Source organism: Adhaeribacter aquaticus DSM 16391, assembly GCF_000473365.1.
Classification (GTDB): domain Bacteria; phylum Bacteroidota; class Bacteroidia; order Cytophagales; family Hymenobacteraceae; genus Adhaeribacter; species Adhaeribacter aquaticus.
Genome location: NZ_KI421517.1, coordinates 684,420 through 703,262, shown reverse-complemented (window position 1 = coordinate 703,262; position 18,843 = coordinate 684,420). Strand labels below are relative to the sequence as shown.

Sequence of the window (18,843 nt, the reverse complement as noted above, 5' to 3'; positions counted from 1 at the left end):
TTTAGCTACTTAAAATTTCTAAAATAAACTAAAGGCATATAGTTAGCTAATAATCAAAGGAACTAGCTGATCATCATCAAATAAGGTTTAAAAGAAGGATACTTATAAGTAGGAATTAAGGAGTGGATTAAAAATAAATAAGGATAGTCAACAATCAATATACTAAATTTTACAAATTTTCACATAAAAAAAGCCAGCTGGGCGGCTGGCTTAGTGGATTAAGTGGTAGGTAAAGTAAAGGTTAAATGGTATTAGGTAAAGGTTAAAGAGCAGCCAGTAAGTTAGCTTGTTTAGCGGCTAAGTAAGCAGCGAAAGCTTTCTGTTGGTTCTGGTTTAGTAAGGCTAATACTTGAGCAGTATGAGTTTCCTGTATCTGGTGTAGTTTTACATGCAGTTCTACTGAAGCGGCTTCCATTGTTTTTTGTACCTGTTGCACATCCGCTAACTGCGTTTCAGTTAACTTCTTGATCTGGATGTATTCATATTCGTTAAAGCGAAGCAACTCCTGCAAGTGACGAACTTCTATTCGGGCTGTCTGTTCCAGAGCAGCATCAAAACGTTGCTGATCTTTTGCCCCATTGGCAAAAGTTACAGTAGAAAGGATCAGGGTGAAGGCCAGAAGTAGGAAGTGCTTTTTCATATCGCTAATGCTTTTTGTCTTAGTTGATAATCAAAAGTACTGCATAGAATATAGCACTAGTATATATTTAGATAAACCTATAACTAAACCTGTTAAAGATCCCCTTTTACCCGGTAAACCTCCTCCTTATTTAAGGGCTATTTTAAAGGATTATCAAAATGGATTAAGGAGAGCTTCATAATTTTTTTAGAATTTACATTTGATAGCTGGTAATTTAGCAAAGGAGAAGTTGTATTGTAATAGATGATGATGCAGGAAGGCAGTACCTATAACTATTCTTCAATGATTTTTCATTCTTGTAAACCGTTTCAGTTTTGATACCCTTTTCCTGAATCAGATTTGTTTTGGTAACAAAAGCTTTATTGAGAAGGTATAGTTTTGCTTTTATGTTTCTATTGGGGCATAAAGCGACTAAGAGAAGAGTATCAAAAGAAACAGATAATAGATAAGATTAACTTCATAACAAACTTATTCGTTTTAATTTTATTAGTAAAATACTTACACAAGATAACTTAAACTGAAATGAAAAATATCACTCTTCTCCTGGCTTTCCTGATTGTGTTGCCCATAGGCTTCACAGGTTGTACTAAAGATAATCCGACTCCTTCTCAGACACCATCTGATTTAATTCAGGGAACCTGGAACTTTAATAACTATAGAGAAGAGTATTATAATGATGCTGGCGCCAAAGTTTATGAGAGAACCGGAGCTATTGAAATCTCCAAAGTATCCTTTGATAAAACAAATGGTATCATCTATTTTAATAACGGGCAGCCTGATCAGAATGTAACTTATGTGATTAATAATAACAACAACAAAAACACACTTTCATTAATGTATTTAGGTACACCTTATGCAGAGTTTGAGTTAAGTGTGTTAGATAATTCAAACATGACGTGGTATAGCGAGCAAACGGGAACAATAGCTTATACAGAAAACGGAGTAAGTAAGAGTGCAAAAACGGTAAAGCGATTTGTTATTTTCTCGAAGTAGCCAATACCCTTAAATTTTTAGCCCTAGCTTAATAGCATGGTTCCAACTAGTGCTATTAAAAGGTTTATAAAATTGCTTTATAAGGCTGAAAATGAGTATCATTATTCCTGTTTGTAAAGGGGGTAAAAAGCAACTATCAAGAAGCAATAACCTGATCAAACAAGGAATGAGCTATTCTTGGTTTGATCTTTAGTTTTATTATCCGGAGCAGATTTATTTAATTTTAGGCCCAGAATAAAATAAAAAAGCTGTTCTTTTTAGTAAAGAACAGCTTTTTATAGCTGCGATGAAAATCGACATTTTTATTGCAAAAGTACCGCAATACTGTTTAAATACTTTTTCATGTTGCTATGGGGTCCTCTAGCCGTAGTGCAGCCCGATTACTGGTAGGGTCAATCAAAGTAAAAGATTTAAGTTGCCTGAGTGGTTTCTGGTACGATTGAAAACCAAGCCTGGCTAATAAGCAGTTTTAGCACTCATTTTAACTAAACTTGAATACTACTTGTCCTTCAATTTTACAAGTTGTAAAGTCTTGTTGTCATATTGTCCACCGAAAAATTTTTCGAGAACCATATCAAATAGGTTGTTGCCAATGTCACTTGCAAGGGAGAATAAAGTCATTGACGAATGTAGTTTTAAATAATCAGGACTTCCAAAAATATTTTTTGGATCAGTATGATCGAGTTTTAAAAGTTCAGTTGTAATTATTATTAATCTTTTTCCTAAAACTGGATGATTAAGATAATCCTTCGCTTCCTCTAATGTTTTGATAGAATAATACTGGGATGTTTCGCTAAACCCCAAGCCTTCAAATTGCGGGAATATGTACCACATCCAATGGCTTCTTTTCCTGCCAGATTTAATTTCGGCAAGGGCAAGTTCAAAATCTTTTTCTTGGGCTTCAATATATTTCGTCAAACCTGAATTTGCCATGGTTTCATTTTAAAATAATTTAGAATGCAATGGTAATAGATTATATATCAGTTGTTTAATAGAGAAGGAACAAGGCTTCAATTGCAAACCACTACCGGGAACGTGGCCGCTATTTCAACGTTCCCAATCATAATTCGTTTAAAAACCTTCTCAACCGTATTCCAAGGAGGATGTCTTTCCTTTATCTCATAAAAAGGCTTTTGTTAAAACGGATATTAAGTCATTTTATATAAGCAAAAATTTATACAGCTACGAACAAAAAAGGCTGCCCGTTTCGAAGAGCTTTAACAGTGTAATTTTGGCATTTTATGTATAGCAGGACATTAAAAATTCTAGCGAGGCGTCTGTACCCCGGCTTCAGCTACTAAATGGTTTTTTCTACTTGCTGCCGGTACTGCAATGGCGCCAATTACTACACCCTTGCCGTTTTTAATTGGTATACGCCAGGAAAGGTGATAAGCCCAGCCTTGGAATGCTCTAGGTTGTAGAAAGAGCCTCCTGGTTATGAGTTCGTTTAATAAATCGGTTCAAAACAAGGCTAATTTAATCATGGTAAAGTTTTTTGTTTTTGAAAGAAATTGGAACATTAAAACCTGTATGCTTCTAAACCGAATATTATAAACAATTAAAGAACTATTTATAATTTTTAATCAAATCTGAGATTTTTTTTTAATATGTGTGTTGCTTGGCTAAATTGTGGAATATGAATTGAGGCTTGTTAAAGCATATTGATCTTTATTAACCTCTAACAAATTTTTATTTTAACTACAGATCAAGCATAGGGATGGGGGAATATTACCAGAATGAAAGTTTGGAAAATATTTTGGAATTTTCATCAGACCTTATTTTTAGAATAAGACAGGATGGAATTATAGGTAAGGTAAATGCTACCGTTAAAGTACTTTTAGGTTACGATAAAGAAGAAATAATTGGGACGAACTGGCTTGAATTTATTCATCCCAAGGACAAAGCTAGTGCGGCGCTATTGTTACTAGATGCCCAACGCGAAGCAATAGCGACAAATTCTAATATTCGGTTTTTAAGTAAAAGTGGACAACCTGTTTCTTTAAATTGGAGCGTAAATCGGGACAATTATACCGCCTGGTTTACCTGTTTGGGTTGTAAAAATAATCAGAATATACCCGAAAGTGTTTTTAATGAAATTCAGGAATCTACCTGCTCTGGTTTAATTGCTATACTAAATGTAGAGGGGCAATTTGTATTTGTTTGCAATTCGGTTCAGAAAATATTAGGGTATGACCCAGATAAATTACTAGGGCTTACTTTCTTTAACTTTATTCACCCGGATGATTTACCAGGAATAAAATTATTATTGGCTAAATCTAATCAGAAAGAACAAATCAATTTTAAGGAATACCGTTTTCGGGCTGTTACAGGAGAATGGGTTTGGCTGCAATTAATTATAAATAATAATTTTCAAAATACCGGCACTCAGCATCTGATGGTGCACACAATCGATAAAAGCGGTCGGCTAAATGCTGATAACCAACTTCAAGATAGTGAAGATAAATACCATTCAATAATAAATAATTCCCTTCACTCTTTCTTATTAACCATACCTGAGCATGGAAAGATTCTAGAGGCAAATTCCACCGCCGTAAAAATGTTTGGGTATAGCCTGGAAGAGTTGAAAACAATGGGGCGACAGGATTTAATTGATCATACTGATCCTCAATTTATTTCCCTATTAGAGGAAAGAAAAATTACAGGTAAAACCTCCGGAGAAGCAATTGGGATCCGGAAAAACAGAGAACGGTTCCCATGTGAATTTTCATCCGTAATTTTCAAAGATAGAAATGGTGAAAATCGGTCCAGTATTTTATTAAGTGATATTACTACCCGAAAATCTTCCGAAACGCAGTTAAAAAGAAGTGAGAGACATTTCAAAGCTTTAATAGAACATGCAGATGATATAATTTTATTAGTAAATGCTAAAGGAGACATAGTATATGTAAGTCCCGCTTATGAGAGAATTACAGGATTTACCGCCTCGGAAGTAATAGGGAAACCAGGAACCACTGTACTAGGACCAAACCAAGGTGAAAATCTAAAAGGCTTTATTCAGCAGCTATTACAAAATCCAGGAATTCCTTTTGCCAAAACAAATAAGTTACTAACCAAGAAAGGTTATTCTGTAGACGTAGAAGGTACCATAATTAATTTACTGCAAGACGAAGATGTAAACGCTATAGTTTCTAACTATCGTGATATATCTGCCAGATTAGAAGCTGAAGCTAAGATTAAGCAGTCAGAAGCTGACTTTAGAGCTGTTTTTAATAATGCAGTTGAAGGCTTTGTCATGTTAGATCCAGATGGTATTATTAAAACCTTTAACGCGAAAGCCAAAGAGTATTTTTCCTACAATGTACATGAAGGCCAGCTTGAAATTGGGAGAAAGATAGTAGATTATATAGAACCTGATTGGAAGAAGAATTTTTTAACCTTGTTTGAAAAAGTACTGCAGGGAGAAGTGATTGCTTATGATAAAGATTACGTTCAGGCAGATGGCAACCTTTTTTGGCTGCATTTTATTTTGAATCCGGTTTTTACCTCCGGTATAATCACAAACATATGCATTACTAGTACAGATATAACTACCAGAAAAAACACTGAAGAACTTTTGCTGGTGAATGAAAAGCGATTCCGGGCGTTGGTCGAAAATGGTAATGATGCGGTAGTTGTTTTTACGGATGATTTTAGAATAAAGTATGTTTCCTCCTCCATTAACAAGGTTTTGGGATATTCAGAAGAAGAGTTAATGCAGATGGATGTTACTTCTATTATTTTACCTGAAGAAATAGAGGAATATCACAACGTACTATCGAAAGTAATGCAAACTCCGGGCGTCCCGATTGCTGGCCGAACAGGAAAGATGCGTCATAAGGACGGCTCCTGGCGCTGGATTGAAGCAACGCTTACCAATTTATTACAGGACCCGGCTGTTAATGGCATTATTGATAATTTCCGGGATGTTACTGAAAGAGTAGAAGCTAATATTGCTTTGCAGCAAAACCGGGCGCAACTCCAAAAAGTGTTGGATGCAACCTTGGATGTAATTTGTACCATTGACGCAGAAGGGAAATTTTTACAGGTAAACCAGGCCACAAACCAAGTTTTAGGTTACCAGCCTGAGGAAATTTTAGGTAAATATTTACCGGAACTGGTTTTTCCGGAAGATTTAGCATTTACAAATGCAGCCTTTTACCAGATCAAAGCTGGGGAAAATATGCATAACTTCGAAAACCGGTTTGTTCGGAAAGACGGCTCGGTTGTACCTATTACCTGGTCAGCTCGGTGGGATGCCGAGGCAAAAGCAATATTCGCTATTGCCCGCGATGCCACAGAAAAGAAAAAAGCAGAAGAATTATTACAAATCAGTGAAAAACGATTTCGGGCATTAGTCGAAAATCAATTTGATGGCGTAGCAATTTTATCGGCAGAAGGCAAACCCATTTATATCTCTCCTGCTATATCTAATTTGCTGGGGTACTTGGAAGAAGATGTCAAGCAAATGCATATTGCCTCCATTATACACCCTGACGATTTTGCTGCGCTACAGCAAATGAATAATGAGATTTCTGCACAACCCGGGGTTCCTGTACAAGGCTATATTTTTAGAATGCTTCATAAAAATGGTATGTGGCGTTGGATGGAAATTACGGGTACAAATTTATTTCATGAGCCAGCTATTAGAGGTGTTGTTGATAATTTTCGGGATGTTACTGATAAGTTTGAAGCAGAACGGCGACAAGAATTTGAGCGGCAGGATAAAGAGGCCCTAATTAATGCTACAGATGATTTAATTTGGAGTGTTCGAAAAGACTTTACCTTAATTGCTGCCAACAAAGCTTTTATTCAATCTTTAGAAGACGTTTCAGGAAAGATAATAAGAACGGGTGAAAATATCCTGCTGAAAGAGGCGTCTCTTCCTGAATATATTTCATTTCTGGAGGTGAACTATGGAAAGGTGTTGGCTGGAGAGTCTTTTAAAGAAGAAATTTTTACCAAAATTCAACGTAACCGGCCAAATTCTTGGTTAGAAATAAGGTTGAACCCCATTATTAATGATCAGGAAATTATTGGAATAGCTTGTTATGGGCGTAATATCACTGAAAATAAACAAATCCAACTCCAGTTATCAGAAACAAATAAGAAGCTGGAAACGGCACAAGAAATAGGGAGGTTAGGTTATTGGGAATATAATATTAAATCAGAGGAGTTATTCTGGTCCGACGAGGTTTATAGAATTTTAGGTCTTGATGAAACTTTATTTAAACCTAGTTTAAAGTTTTTTTATTCTTTGATTCATCCAGAAGATGTAAAAAAAATTGATGTTTTCAAGGAGCAGATTATCCAGGGGTTTCCAGTTGCAGAAATTGAGCACCGGATTCTGAATAGCAAAGGTGGTATGCGGCACCTATATCAAAAAACAAATTTAGTACTGGATGACCAGGGTAACCCGGTTTTATTAGAAGGTATAATGCAGGATGTTTCTGAAACGAAGGAATATATTCATGCTATTGAAGCCCAGAATGCTAAATTACGTGAAATAGCCTGGATGCAATCACATGTAGTACGGGCTCCACTGGCCCGCCTGATGGGCCTGGTTGATCTTTTAAGTAGTAAACCTTCTGAATTAGATAAGATACAAATATTAGAATACATCCAACAGTCAGCAGTTGAATTGGATGGCGTTATCCGAGAGATGGTAAGAAAAACAGAAAAAATTTAGAAAGGCCTTGTAATAAAGGTACTCTAGAGAAGGGTCCTGTACCTTTAAAAATTCGCACCAGATACAAGCTGAATTTGATTTTATAAGGCTTGCCTCCTGAAGGTAAGTTCATTAATTGAGAGAATTATTACAGGTTATTTATTGTCTTTAGGTAAACTCAACTATTAATCAATTGGCACCTGATCAAGCATGTATTAAAATTATGTACATGAAATAAGTAAAAGGGTAATGGCACGGCAAAACGGTGGTGGGGCAAACAAGCAAACGAAAACTTCAGCAAAAGTAGCCTGTAATTCAAAAAAACATCCCTTTCGGTAACTGAAAAACATTCGAAATTAATAAAAAAGCCACTCTAATGTGTTTAGGGTGGCTTTGTAGTAGCCGCGACGGCTACAACACCATTAAACAACAGCAAATATTAATTAGTAAAAAGGGCTTATACGCTTTATATAAAGCTATATTATTGATTGCTCCTTCCTTTGTTTTCTGTTTTTATATTATTTTTTGTTACTCAATTGTTACTCATTATATTATTAATGTTATCTTTAGTTAGTAAAAGCAACTAAAGCCTAACCATCAGTAATTATGGGAGTTGAACTGAGGAAAAAGAAATTAGCAAGCGGCAAAATATCTTTATACTTAGATATATACCACAACGGCAAAAGAAACTATGATTTTTTAAAATTGTATCTTCTTAAAGCCAATTCTACTCTTGATAGGCAGCAAAATAAAGAGACTCTTAAAATGGCTGAAAGCCTTAGATCTAAGAGGGAAATTTATATTAATTCACTAGAGCATGGTTTTGAGCCTGGATTCAAGAAAAAGATTAATTTCATTGATTATTTTGAAAGCTTCCTTAATACTTATAAAAATAAAGATATTAGACTTGTTAAGAGTTGTTTAAAGTATTTTAAAGACTTTGTAGGTAAAGATTACCTGTATCCCTATGAAGTAACAGCACAGCTTTGTATTGATTTTAAATCCTACTTGGAAAGCCGCCTTAATGGAGAAACACCGGCCAATTATTTTGCTAAATTTAAAAAGCTACTAAAGCAGGCTAATAGAGATAAAATTCTTGCTTTTAATCCAGGAGTAGAAATTCAAAATAAGAAAAATGAAGGGGTTATCAAGGATATTCTTAGCACAGATGAAATACAAACTTTAGCTAACACTTATTGTGGAAATACTGAGGTAAAACGGGCTTTTTTATTCGCATGTTGTACTGGGCTAAGATATTGTGATATACGAGATCTTAGGTGGAGTAATATATATAATGGTACTCTTAAGATTAAACAGTTAAAGACAAATAAGCCAGTTTCAATAAATCTGAATAGTACTTCACTCAAATTATTAGGTGATAGAGGGAAACCAGAGGAAAGTATTTTCAAACTGCCTTCTCATACAGGTTTATCAAAGAGTTTAAAAGCTTGGACTAAAAAGGCAGAAATAGAAAAACATATTACTTTCCATGTAGCCCGACATTCTTTTGCTACAAATCTTGTTATTTATGAAACTGATATCAGTACAGTGTCAAGCCTCCTAGGACATACGAGCTTTAAACATACTCAAAAATATGTAAGAGCAGTTGAAGCTTTAAAAGAGCAAGCAGTTAATAGATTGCCTGAAATTGATTTTTAAAGTGTTAATATGAGTAATAAAAACCCTTCAAGCCTTGATGAAGCCATTTCTTATGTATTATCCTTAACTGGTGAAGAAAAGGAAAAAGCTATACTAAGACTTCCAATTTATCAGGAAGGTTTAGATGCTATTTACAAAGAGTTAGATTCTAGACAATTGAATTTTGATGTAGTTAATCCTTCTGTAAAGAAATTCTTTATAGAAAAAACAAATGATGTGAATTCATATGAGTATGTAAAATTATCTCTTTCAGTTCCAAATGAAATACGAGAGGCTTTGGTAGGGTTAATGTCTCAAAAGCGCAAATACATAGAAGAAAAAGGCGATATTAACTATTATAAAATAGAAGTTAATACCTTATTAAATTATTTAAAAGATAATTCTAAGGATGAAATGGAAACCCTGTCTTATAGAGTAGAGCTAAATAAAATCTTCTTAAAAGCTCAATATGAACTTGTAAGTAGTAGGAAAATAGGACCCTTAAGTATTGAACAAGTAAGTAGAATAGAGAAGAACTTCAATGAAGCTATCTTTGCCACAGGGATAATGAAGACCTTGTTTAAAAATGATTTGTTACATCTTGACACCTTATTCCAGAAAACCGCATTGGATGAAAGAGAAGCATTATCAAGAGAAGTGTTGTCTCATTTAGAAAGGGTATATATACTAAACTCAGAAAAGTCGGTACGAGAACGCCTTGGAGAATTTAAAAAATATTTACTAACCTATAATACAGTTAATTTAAATAATACATTAAAGGACAAAAAATACATCGATTATAGGGATGACAATAAGTTCTCTTTTAATTGCCAATCTAAAATATCGATTATAGAACTTTATAAGTTTTTAAGAGAAGAAAGACTTATCTCTGCGGATTCATTAGAAAATGATTTCATTAAAATGTTTACAGGATTTGAATTAGAAAATATCAATCCAATAAGGTGGATTGGAACCGAAACTCTTCTAGCTTATATGTTAGATTGTTTAGAGAAGATGGTTTCTATTCCAGATTTTGGGAGACGCTATTATATTGCATCTAAATGTTTTTTTAAGAAGACACCATTTGACATTATTAATACTCAATTATCGCGTTCAAGTAATAATTACAAAAACTCCAAAATAGGTAAGCCGACAAACTATAAATTAATTGATGATATTATCACAAGAATTCAAAGTTCTGAACTTTAAATAATGTACATTAACTGTATACAGCTGTATACTACATGCTTGACTATTCTTTAGTTTTCTCTTATAAACTTCCTTTGCTATTGTACTTTAAATCTTATCTGATTTATGCAAGAGCAAATAATACAAAGACTAGATAGCATTGAAAATCTGCTTTTAAGTCAAAAAAGAGCTTTAACTCTCAAAGAGGCTGCAAAATTTACAGGCCGTTCTATTTCCAACCTTTACAAATTAACATCTACCTGTTCAATCCCTCATTACAAAGGAGAGGGTAAAATGATAACCTTTGAACGGGAGGAGTTGGAAACCTGGATGTTAAGAAATCCAGTGAAAACTAACTATCAAATAGAAATGGAAGCTGCTACTCAAATAACCCTTAAAAAAGGAGGTGTGAGATGCTAGCTGCTTATCTTAGATTAGAAGCTTTACCTGATCATTTAAAAGCTATAAATAAGATCAGAAGCAAAGCCCGCTTAGATTGTACTGCTTACACAAATACCGCTAGCTATTCAGGTTTGACTTTTTTTGTCAATAGCAAAGGGCAACTAGCATTTTATAAAACCCCGGCTAAAGAATTTGTACAGGCAGACAGGAAAAGATTAGCTGAGTGGAGCCTAACCAATGGCAGCCTTAACTTTTCCAGCATCTACTTTGAGGATACTGACTTTCCTGAATATGGCTATGGGTATCCTAATGCTAACCGGCTTTTAACCAATGGCAGCCTAAACCCTATGTTTCCTTTCAGAAATGACTGCTACCTGTTTATCACCAATGCAGACCTAAGCCTAATAGAGATACTTATTATTCCAGAAGGTAGAAACTTAGTAAACCTCTACTATCAAAGGCTTATTGATGGGGAGTTAGATTGCCAGATTGAAAGCCTAAGGGAACAGTCTAAGGTGTTTTATAATTATAGAAATGCTGTATAGTAACCTGTATTCATTGACAAAAAGGATCAATCAATGTATGACACGTTACACCTTAGACTAAGCAAAGAGGAGGCAGGTGGTGATTTATTTCACTGCCTTTCTTCCCTCTCTCATGTAGCAGAAACCTATAAAGCAGATGGGCAAACTTACATCACAGGCAATTTAAACAACTATAGAGTAACTGTATCTGATTATGGAATAAGCCTGAAAGGAAGCCTGCCAAAACTATACTTTGGAGATAACCTGCATACCCTAACCAGGAGCGACAGCAAACGGGCTTTTGAAATGCTTTCTGACACCTTGTGCCTTCCTATACAAAGAGCAACAGTTACAAGGATAGACATAGCTCAGAACCTAATAGTTAAATATAAGCCTGAAGCTTATTTCCCCTATTTAGGACATAGTAATTACTACCAACGGTTAGTTCAGCCTAAATCTATTTATTACAACAACACCCAACGGGTAAAACTCTTTTATAACAAGATAGCAGAAAGTAAAAGGCATGACTGGGAAATTCCACAAGTACTACAGAACCAGCATGTACTCAGGTATGAACTAAGGTACATGCAAAGGCTTAACAAGCAGTTAAAGCTAGCTTCTATAACTCCTCAGACCCTTATAGATGAAAGCTTTTATATGAGCTTAATTGACCAATGGGCCAAAGAATATGAATCAATACAAAAAACAGCATTAATCAAGATGGACTTAAACAATATTAGAACTCTAAAGGATTACCTCAATCAGATAATAACTTTAACCATTCAGGAAAAAGGTTTAGATGCTTTCCTGCATCATGTGGACTTACTTAAAGAGCAGAAAACATTTGATAAGCCAGAATATTATTCCCGGTTAAGAAGTAGGATAAAGCAACTGGCAAAAAGTACTTCTTTGGCCAACACTCCAGAACTGGTAGAAGAACTAAACCGGAAAGTAAACCGTGTAAAACAAAGCTACAGGTAAGATTAAAATAGCAAGTTCCTTAAAGATTTAGGTTATTATGCCCAGACATTCATCTTTCCCTACCTTATTTAATGATGTACTCAATATTTCTATCTCTAACCTCAAACAATGGGAATATCTAAAAACTGAACAAAGAAAAAGTGGGACGATTACCTGGAGTAGGAACTGTAATATGACCGGCAGGATCAATATAATGGTTAATACCTATGCTGAATCGCCCTATTTAGAACTAGATTATAAATCCAGAGATAAGCCAATTAATTATAAAGTACTTCTAGTTACTGTTCCTTCAAACATTGGTAAAGGTAAGGTATGGTACTTCCTTTGTCCAGCTACTAATAAATTATGTAGGATTCTTTATTCAGTTGGTGGAAGATTCCTGCATAGGGAGGCTTTCACTGGCTGTATGTATGAATCTCAAACTTACAGCAAGAAGAACAGGAGATTATTTAAAATGTATGAGAAAGCTTTTGGTAGTGATAAGCTCTATGAGCAGCTATACGAAAAGCACTTTAAGAAAACTTATGCAGGTAAACCAACTAAAATTTATATGAAGCTTATGAATAAAATAGTTGAGGAGGGTAAAAGCATAGCTTACAGTGAAAAGGAACTATGGTTTCTAGCTTAAGTTAAGTGTTGACACAATGAAAATACACAAAGAAAAGTTCTGGAAGATTGGACATTTATATTGACTTTCAAAATGCTTTTCTATTGTTAGTTGGTGTTTAGGGAATAATGTTAAACAATAAAAAAGTGGCTGAATTATCTTCATTTGTTCCTGTTCAATCGGAGGAGAGCGCATTATTGGCTGGGTGTAAGAATTACCCTATAGTAGCTTGATGGTAAAATGTTATCTATTTTAGAGTCATCATTTACTATTCAGAAAGCTTTAATTGAAACTAATCGATATGTACAAGGATTAGTGTTCATAATCTAAAGCAATATTCATATCTATTTTTCCAACTTGGGGAATGGAAATTGAAGGTCCTTCTTGGCTCATATATCAATTAACATTTTTATCCTAATTATTTAATAAATTCATAGCTGTTGAGTCATTCAAAACTTTTTCAACTACCAAATCTGCCCCAAATTTTGTAACATGATTCATATCAAACATATAAGGTTCGTTCTTAGAGGATAATGTAGGAAAGGAATTTTTATTTATTACTTTAATATAACTTGCTCCTAAATTATCACTTAAGTATGTATCTATTTCATAGCAATAATCATCAAGATATTTCTCTCTCTCAATTTTGCTTTCAAAATTTTTTGCAGCAACAACAGGATATGGGATTGTATACCCTTCTGTTTGGCCGATTATAATAGTATTTATATTGTACTTCTTAAGATAATTAACCGCTTCTTTGATATCATTTAAAATTACCTCTTTATCTATATCCTTTACAGCAGCCCAGTGTGCACTTATAATAACTCCATCGATTTTAGCAGCATTCTTGGGAACAAAATCAAGATAAATATAATCCATTAATTCCCTAAGATGTGGATTTCTTTTGCCTCTTTTTTCTATAGTAGGTAAAGTAGCTGAAAGTGTTAATTGCAATAAGTTAATATTCCTCTTTTCTAAATGTTCCCTTAATGATAAAGATAATTGAGCTAAATGGCTATCACCTATAAGTAAAATGTTCTTTTTACCCTCCTTTATACATAGACACCGCTCCTTATTAAAATCCTCCGCCTTAGTGTCAATATGGCAAACGTTCCTGCTAAATTGTTTGATTTGTTCTTTTTGGTGATTCTTATTATAACTTGCTATGCTAATAGCACTCGCATTATGCAAAAATTTATTTAATCTGAAATACCCTAAACAAGCAGCACTAATACAGAGCAATACCATAGCAGCAATAATTATTTTACTACTATAAAATTTATTCGTCTCAATATATGTAAATGAAATATATCCAATAACAATTGAAAGCAAGGTGAATAATGCTGCTGATCCTAAATTGGCTTGTACCCCAAAATATTGAGCTATAACATAAATAGGCCAATGCCAAAGGTATAAAGAGTAGGAAATTTTACCAATAAATTGAATACTTACATGCTTAACTACTTTGAATTCATTGTAATTCGCTATTATAACTAAGAATGTAGCAAATACTGGGAAAATGGTATATACACTTGGCCATACCATAGAGGTGTTAAGGAGTAAAAAGCATGCCAATAATGAAGTATATCCAATCCAAGCTATAGCCTTTCTCCATTTAATGTTTTTTATTAAATCCTCTGAAAAATAAGCAATCCCTCCAAACATCATCTCCCAAGCCCTAGTAGGGAGCAAATAAAATGAGGCAGTAGGATTTATACTTGTATAAATGGCAGATAATATAAATAATATAATTGTTAATCCAATGAAGAATACAATATAGTATGCTCTTCTGTTGAACACTTTGTTTAATATTAATAGAAAAATAGGATAAAGAATGTAAAATTGCCATTCAACTGATAAAGACCACGTGTGCAAAAGTATATTAGTATCAGAAGAAGGAGCAAAATAATCTGAAGTTCGCCAATATAATATATTTGATAAAAACAGAACACTTCCCGCCGCATTCTTTTGGCTTAACCAATAATCTTCGGGAAATAAAACAAAAAAGCCTATTAAAGTAATCGTTAGAATAAGGATTAATAATGCAGGTACTATTCTTTTAAGTCTTTTTTCAAAATAATCTTTAAAGTTAAACTCGTTTTTATTAATTGATTTAATAACGATTCTACTCATTAAATAACCAGAGATAACAAAGAATATATCTACACCCGTAAAGCCTCCTTCAAAAACTTCAATTTTATAATGAAAGAAAATTACTCCCAGAATCGCAATTGCTCTTAGCGCATTTATATCATATCTAAAATTTAATCCTAGGTTATTTTTATTTGTCATTTTGTTTTCAATGGAGTACTATTCTCTTATAAGGAGCAGTAAAAAAATATTTTCCACTAAATTAATACATAAATTGTGATATTCTAACAAATCTAGTTTTTATTAAAAAATAATATATTATGACTTGCTATAAAAAACGCACTTAAACATTATGTTTGTAACAATAAAACAGGGTCATAATGAATAAAATATTTATCGATTATTCCTTGTAAAGAATATGGAATTAAATACATTTAAGAAGTGACTATAAATATTTTAAGATGCAAATAGTCAAAAGATGGTTCATAAAATGTTTTTTCTAAAGCCCCTTACTTTTATTTGAAAAATATGAACCTGTAACCGCAGCCCTAGGAATTCATTTATACCGGCAAGTTAAAGGTAAAAGGGGGTGAAATCGTTATAAAGCTTTTGAGGGTAGTCTGGGTAAATTCTTAGGCATTTCACTTCATTAATCGCAGCCTTACCAATCTCTATCTGCGTGCAAGTAGGTAAGTAAAAACCTTGTATTACTATTCAGGGGGAGGGGGTATAAAATCTCTGGAAGGTTTGGAGAAGTAACCGCAGCCTTAGACAAAAGTTTCTGCTGCCAAAATTAAGGTAAGGGGGGTAAAGGCCATAAATTGAAAAGTAACAGGGATAACAATATAGATTTTGTTACCCCCTTGTTACTTAATTAATAATATCTAATATAATGCTTTGAATATCAAAGCATTATATATGGTGTTTAGTAGCCGCGACGGGAATCGAACCCATATCAAAAGTTTAGGAAACTTCTATTCTATCCATTGAACTACGCAGCCTTAATATGGCAAGAACACTTATAGCTTTTGCCTTAACCAACAATATCAGTTACGCAAATATACATTTTATGGCAACATCACACAAAGCGGTTATAAAACTTACTTGATTGGCATAAGCAGTAATTTCCAGAACCACCTGGAATTACCAATAGAAATAGTTTATTAAAATTCTGTTAAATAAGCATATTAATTATCCGTTTAGTTAATTAACAAAATTAAAGGCAGCACTTAAAGGTAAAGGCAAATTTTGTAGCAACTTAGTTTAAATTCATCTCTTAAAACTAAAAAGCAAAAGATTGGGGAGAAGTTACTTTTTTTGTAAATAACCGTAATAGCGAGGGATATTCCGCTATAAAGTACCTTTACGTATAGTTAAATAAGTTTCAACTTTATGCCCGATTTAGTTTCTGATGCCGATGATATCCAGGCGGCTCTAATTTTTATTCCGGATATTAGCGGCTTTACAAAATATGTAAATGAAACGGGTATAAAGGTAAGCCGTACCCTCATTGCCGAATTATTGGAGATAATAATTGAGGCCAATATTTTGGATATGTCTATCTCTGAAATACAGGGTGATGCCGTTTTATTTTATCGTCTGGGAGAGCCTCCTACTGTACAGGAAGTAGTTAATCAGTGTAAACAAATCTTTCTGGATTTTCAGAACTACCTGCGGATAGTAGAACGGGATACTGGCTCAAGCATGGGGGCATCTTTATCTAATAGCAATTTAACCTTGAAAGTAGTGGCCCACTATGGTCATGTCAGTGTTACCAACATTCGGGAGCACATAAAATTAATGGGTAAAGATGTTATTATTGCGCATCGGTTACTTAAAAATAATGTAGAAGGCGATGAGTATTTGCTGTTGACAGAAGATTACCTGAAAACGCAGCCTAAAGAAACCATTAAGCCTAATTTTGGTTGGACCCGATTAAAAAAGGGATGCACTACTTACGAATATTTAGGGGATATTAATTACCGGTATGCTTTTTTAACACCTTTGCGCTTATTGGTAACTAATAACCGCCCGCTGGATAATAAAAAGGACTTTCCTAATGTTTATTCGGCCAGCATCACTATTAAAGCACCAGCTCGCTTTGTTTTGCGCGTAGTCAGTAACTTTAGGCTAAAACCAGGTTGGGTGTCGGGCATGAAGCAGGTACACTTTGATACAACCAAAGCCAACCGAATGGGGATGTCTTATAAATGTGATTTAAACAACGGGCAGATTGATATCCAGACGGTACAAAGTTTTATAGGGGAAGAGCGGATAGAATACGTAGAGAAGATTGCGAACTTTCGGATATTCCCGAATGCCATGCTATTTTATTACCTGATGGCCGTTGATGAGCACCACACTTATATAAATATCAAATTCCATTATAGCCGTATTATCCTAACTCAGCGGTTTTTCCACTTTTTTATGCGGAGGCGCATGAAGTTGTTTTTAGGAAAATCTTTACAGCGCTTAAAAGCCTTATGTGAGCGTATGTACCAGGCTAATTACGCAAACTAAACAACTAATTCAGGAGCGGCCATTGCTGAAAGCAATCAGGTGTGCCTACAGCAATTACCGCGTGTCTTTAAATCAGTTCTTTGGTCTTAGTTATCTGGACATAGCTACAACAAAGGAAAGCACAGTTAAGATTAGCCCAATCATAAATATGGTATAAGAGATGCGCAGCAGGCGGTACTTTTTACTTAATACCTCGCCCAAATAATAGATATCCGTAATCATATTACTATACAAGGCATCTTTTTCCCGCATGAGTTCGTGCATGCCAGCCTGAAAATCAGAAAGTGGTATTTTAGTAAAGTTACCGAAGAAAAGAATATTTACTTTTTTACTCTTTACTTTATTAGGTCGGATATTAAAACTGGTAACCTCTGGTTGGGCCGACATAATAGCCGATACCACAGAACCCAGCGTAGTTAGTAAAAGTGTGCCCACGGGTACCAATAAAATAGGATTTCGGGTAAACTCAGTACCCAATACAGAAGTTTTAGCTCCTAAATAAGTTATAATTACTGATAATATAATAGAATTTAAGCTGATCATCATGTTTGCCTTATTGTCGGCAATGTTACTTAAACTCATGTGGTTGTTATAGGTGGTGTGAAACATGGTTTCGATGCCACGTTTGGGTTGGGCTAAAGTTTCGCGCTGCTTTTTCTCTTTTTTCTTGTGTTTTTCGCTTACCTCTTTTAACCGTTTCCGCTGCTCCTGAATATTTACCGTAAGTTGTTCGCCAAACCTTTTTTGGGCAGCCTGGGTTTTAAAAGAGGCTGATAATAAAAAGTCAAGCTGTTGCTGAGCCCATTCTGTATCGGAGTAAAAGCGGTTTAAAAAAATTTCCCACTCAACCCGAAGTAATTCTGCAGTAGAAAAGAAAGTGTCTTTACCAATATTAGAAATATCGGCATCGGCCAGAATTTCCTGTAATAAATTAGCAGTAGTAAAATTGGCTTTGGTAGCCATAATACAATCCGTTACTACCTGAATACGGTCTTCGGGGTAGCCTTGTTCCTGAAGAAAAGTTACGGCAATGTCATTGCTTCTGTCTTCGTGGCCATTGTAGGTCTCACTGTATCCCGTATCATGAAACCAAGCAGCTAGTAATAGGGCTTCCTGGTCAGCATCCTCCAAATTATATTCTTCCGACAGGTTGCGGACTTCCTTTACAATTTCAGAAGTATGTTTATAATTGTGATAAACAAGCTTTTTGGATAGCCTTTCTTTAAATAAAGAAAAAACATATTCGCTTGCTTTTCTAATAATTTCTTCGTCTCTCATAATAGTGCTGCGTCAGCCCATATACGTTGCCTGAAGCCGGTTGGTAATAAATATAGATCAAAATATTCAAATAATACTATTGGGTTCTGAAACGCATTTATAAGCGTAAAGTTTAATTTAAAAAAAGCTCATCTTTTGGTAAAGAACTGCTAATAAATTTTTCAGAATAGCTATATAAAAGTAGTAACCTGCCGTATAAGCATTTACTTATTTGAATACTGAAATAAAACTTTCTGGAATGTTCTACGTCAGATAGCATATTCTGTATATAGTATATAAATAATAAACCAGGAAGCTCCTGAATTGTTATGTTATA

General features: G+C 34.4%; 13 protein-coding genes and 1 tRNA gene. 9 read left to right on the top strand and 5 right to left on the bottom strand.

Going from position 1 to position 18,843, the window contains the following annotated elements; genetic code table 11:
* Positions 1-262: 262 nt before the first annotated feature.
* Positions 263-640 (bottom strand): hypothetical protein, encoded by a 378-nt coding sequence (locus ADHAQ_RS0105110; RefSeq protein ID WP_026462026.1) that lies wholly within the window; start codon positions 638-640, stop codon positions 263-265.
* A gap of 522 nt (positions 641-1,162) precedes the next feature.
* Between ADHAQ_RS0105110 and ADHAQ_RS0105105 the strand changes: the two genes are divergently transcribed.
* Positions 1,163-1,633, top strand: coding sequence for a hypothetical protein (locus ADHAQ_RS0105105; protein ID WP_026462025.1), 471 nt, complete (start codon positions 1,163-1,165; stop codon positions 1,631-1,633).
* A gap of 498 nt (positions 1,634-2,131) precedes the next feature.
* On the opposite strand, the gene ADHAQ_RS0105100 is transcribed toward ADHAQ_RS0105105, so the two are convergent.
* On the bottom strand, positions 2,132-2,566 hold the full coding sequence (locus ADHAQ_RS0105100; protein WP_026462024.1) for a DUF1810 domain-containing protein: 435 nt from the start codon (positions 2,564-2,566) through the stop codon (positions 2,132-2,134).
* Between the two features lie 784 nt (positions 2,567-3,350).
* On the opposite strand from ADHAQ_RS0105100, the gene ADHAQ_RS0105095 reads away from it, so the two are divergent.
* From ADHAQ_RS0105095 to ADHAQ_RS0105065, 7 genes are all read left to right on the top strand, one after another.
* Positions 3,351-7,319, top strand: a complete 3,969-nt coding sequence (locus ADHAQ_RS0105095; protein WP_026462023.1) for a PAS domain S-box protein — start codon at positions 3,351-3,353, stop codon at positions 7,317-7,319.
* Positions 7,320-7,904: 585 nt separating this feature from the next.
* Positions 7,905-8,957 (top strand): site-specific integrase, encoded by a 1,053-nt coding sequence (locus ADHAQ_RS0105090; protein ID WP_034256592.1) that lies wholly within the window; start codon positions 7,905-7,907, stop codon positions 8,955-8,957.
* A 9-nt stretch (positions 8,958-8,966) separates the two neighbouring features.
* Positions 8,967-10,145: a hypothetical protein gene (locus ADHAQ_RS0105085; protein ID WP_026462021.1), complete on the top strand. Its 1,179-nt coding sequence runs from the start codon at positions 8,967-8,969 to the stop codon at positions 10,143-10,145.
* A 105-nt stretch (positions 10,146-10,250) separates the two neighbouring features.
* Complete coding sequence (locus tag ADHAQ_RS0105080; RefSeq protein WP_026462020.1) at positions 10,251-10,544, top strand: helix-turn-helix domain-containing protein; 294 nt, start codon at positions 10,251-10,253, stop codon at positions 10,542-10,544.
* Positions 10,538-11,071: a hypothetical protein gene (locus ADHAQ_RS0105075; RefSeq protein WP_026462019.1), complete on the top strand. Its 534-nt coding sequence runs from the start codon at positions 10,538-10,540 to the stop codon at positions 11,069-11,071. Before ADHAQ_RS0105080 ends, ADHAQ_RS0105075 begins: the two co-directional genes overlap by 7 nt.
* Positions 11,072-11,104: 33 nt before the next feature.
* Entirely contained in the window at positions 11,105-12,031 is a 927-nt protein-coding gene (locus ADHAQ_RS0105070) for a phage/plasmid replication domain-containing protein (protein WP_026462018.1), read from the top strand.
* Positions 12,032-12,203: 172 nt separating this feature from the next.
* A complete protein-coding gene (locus ADHAQ_RS0105065; RefSeq protein ID WP_245590576.1) occupies positions 12,204-12,659 on the top strand; it encodes a hypothetical protein in 456 nt (151 codons plus the stop codon).
* A 393-nt stretch (positions 12,660-13,052) separates the two neighbouring features.
* Here ADHAQ_RS0105065 and ADHAQ_RS27085 read toward each other — a convergent pair whose 3' ends face one another.
* Complete coding sequence (locus ADHAQ_RS27085; protein WP_051359720.1) at positions 13,053-14,930, bottom strand: acyltransferase family protein; 1,878 nt, start codon at positions 14,928-14,930, stop codon at positions 13,053-13,055.
* A gap of 728 nt (positions 14,931-15,658) precedes the next feature.
* A tRNA-Arg gene (locus tag ADHAQ_RS0105055) sits at positions 15,659-15,730 on the bottom strand.
* Between the two features lie 391 nt (positions 15,731-16,121).
* Between ADHAQ_RS0105055 and ADHAQ_RS27080 the strand changes: the two genes are divergently transcribed.
* The gene (locus ADHAQ_RS27080; protein ID WP_051359719.1) at positions 16,122-17,249 is read left to right on the top strand and encodes a DUF2652 domain-containing protein; all 1,128 of its coding nucleotides are present in this window, start codon (positions 16,122-16,124) and stop codon (positions 17,247-17,249) included.
* A gap of 90 nt (positions 17,250-17,339) precedes the next feature.
* Here the strand turns inward: ADHAQ_RS27080 and ADHAQ_RS0105045 are convergent, their stop codons facing one another.
* On the bottom strand, positions 17,340-18,527 hold the full coding sequence (locus tag ADHAQ_RS0105045) for a Pycsar system effector family protein (protein ID WP_026462016.1): 1,188 nt from the start codon (positions 18,525-18,527) through the stop codon (positions 17,340-17,342).
* Positions 18,528-18,843: the final 316 nt, after the last annotated feature.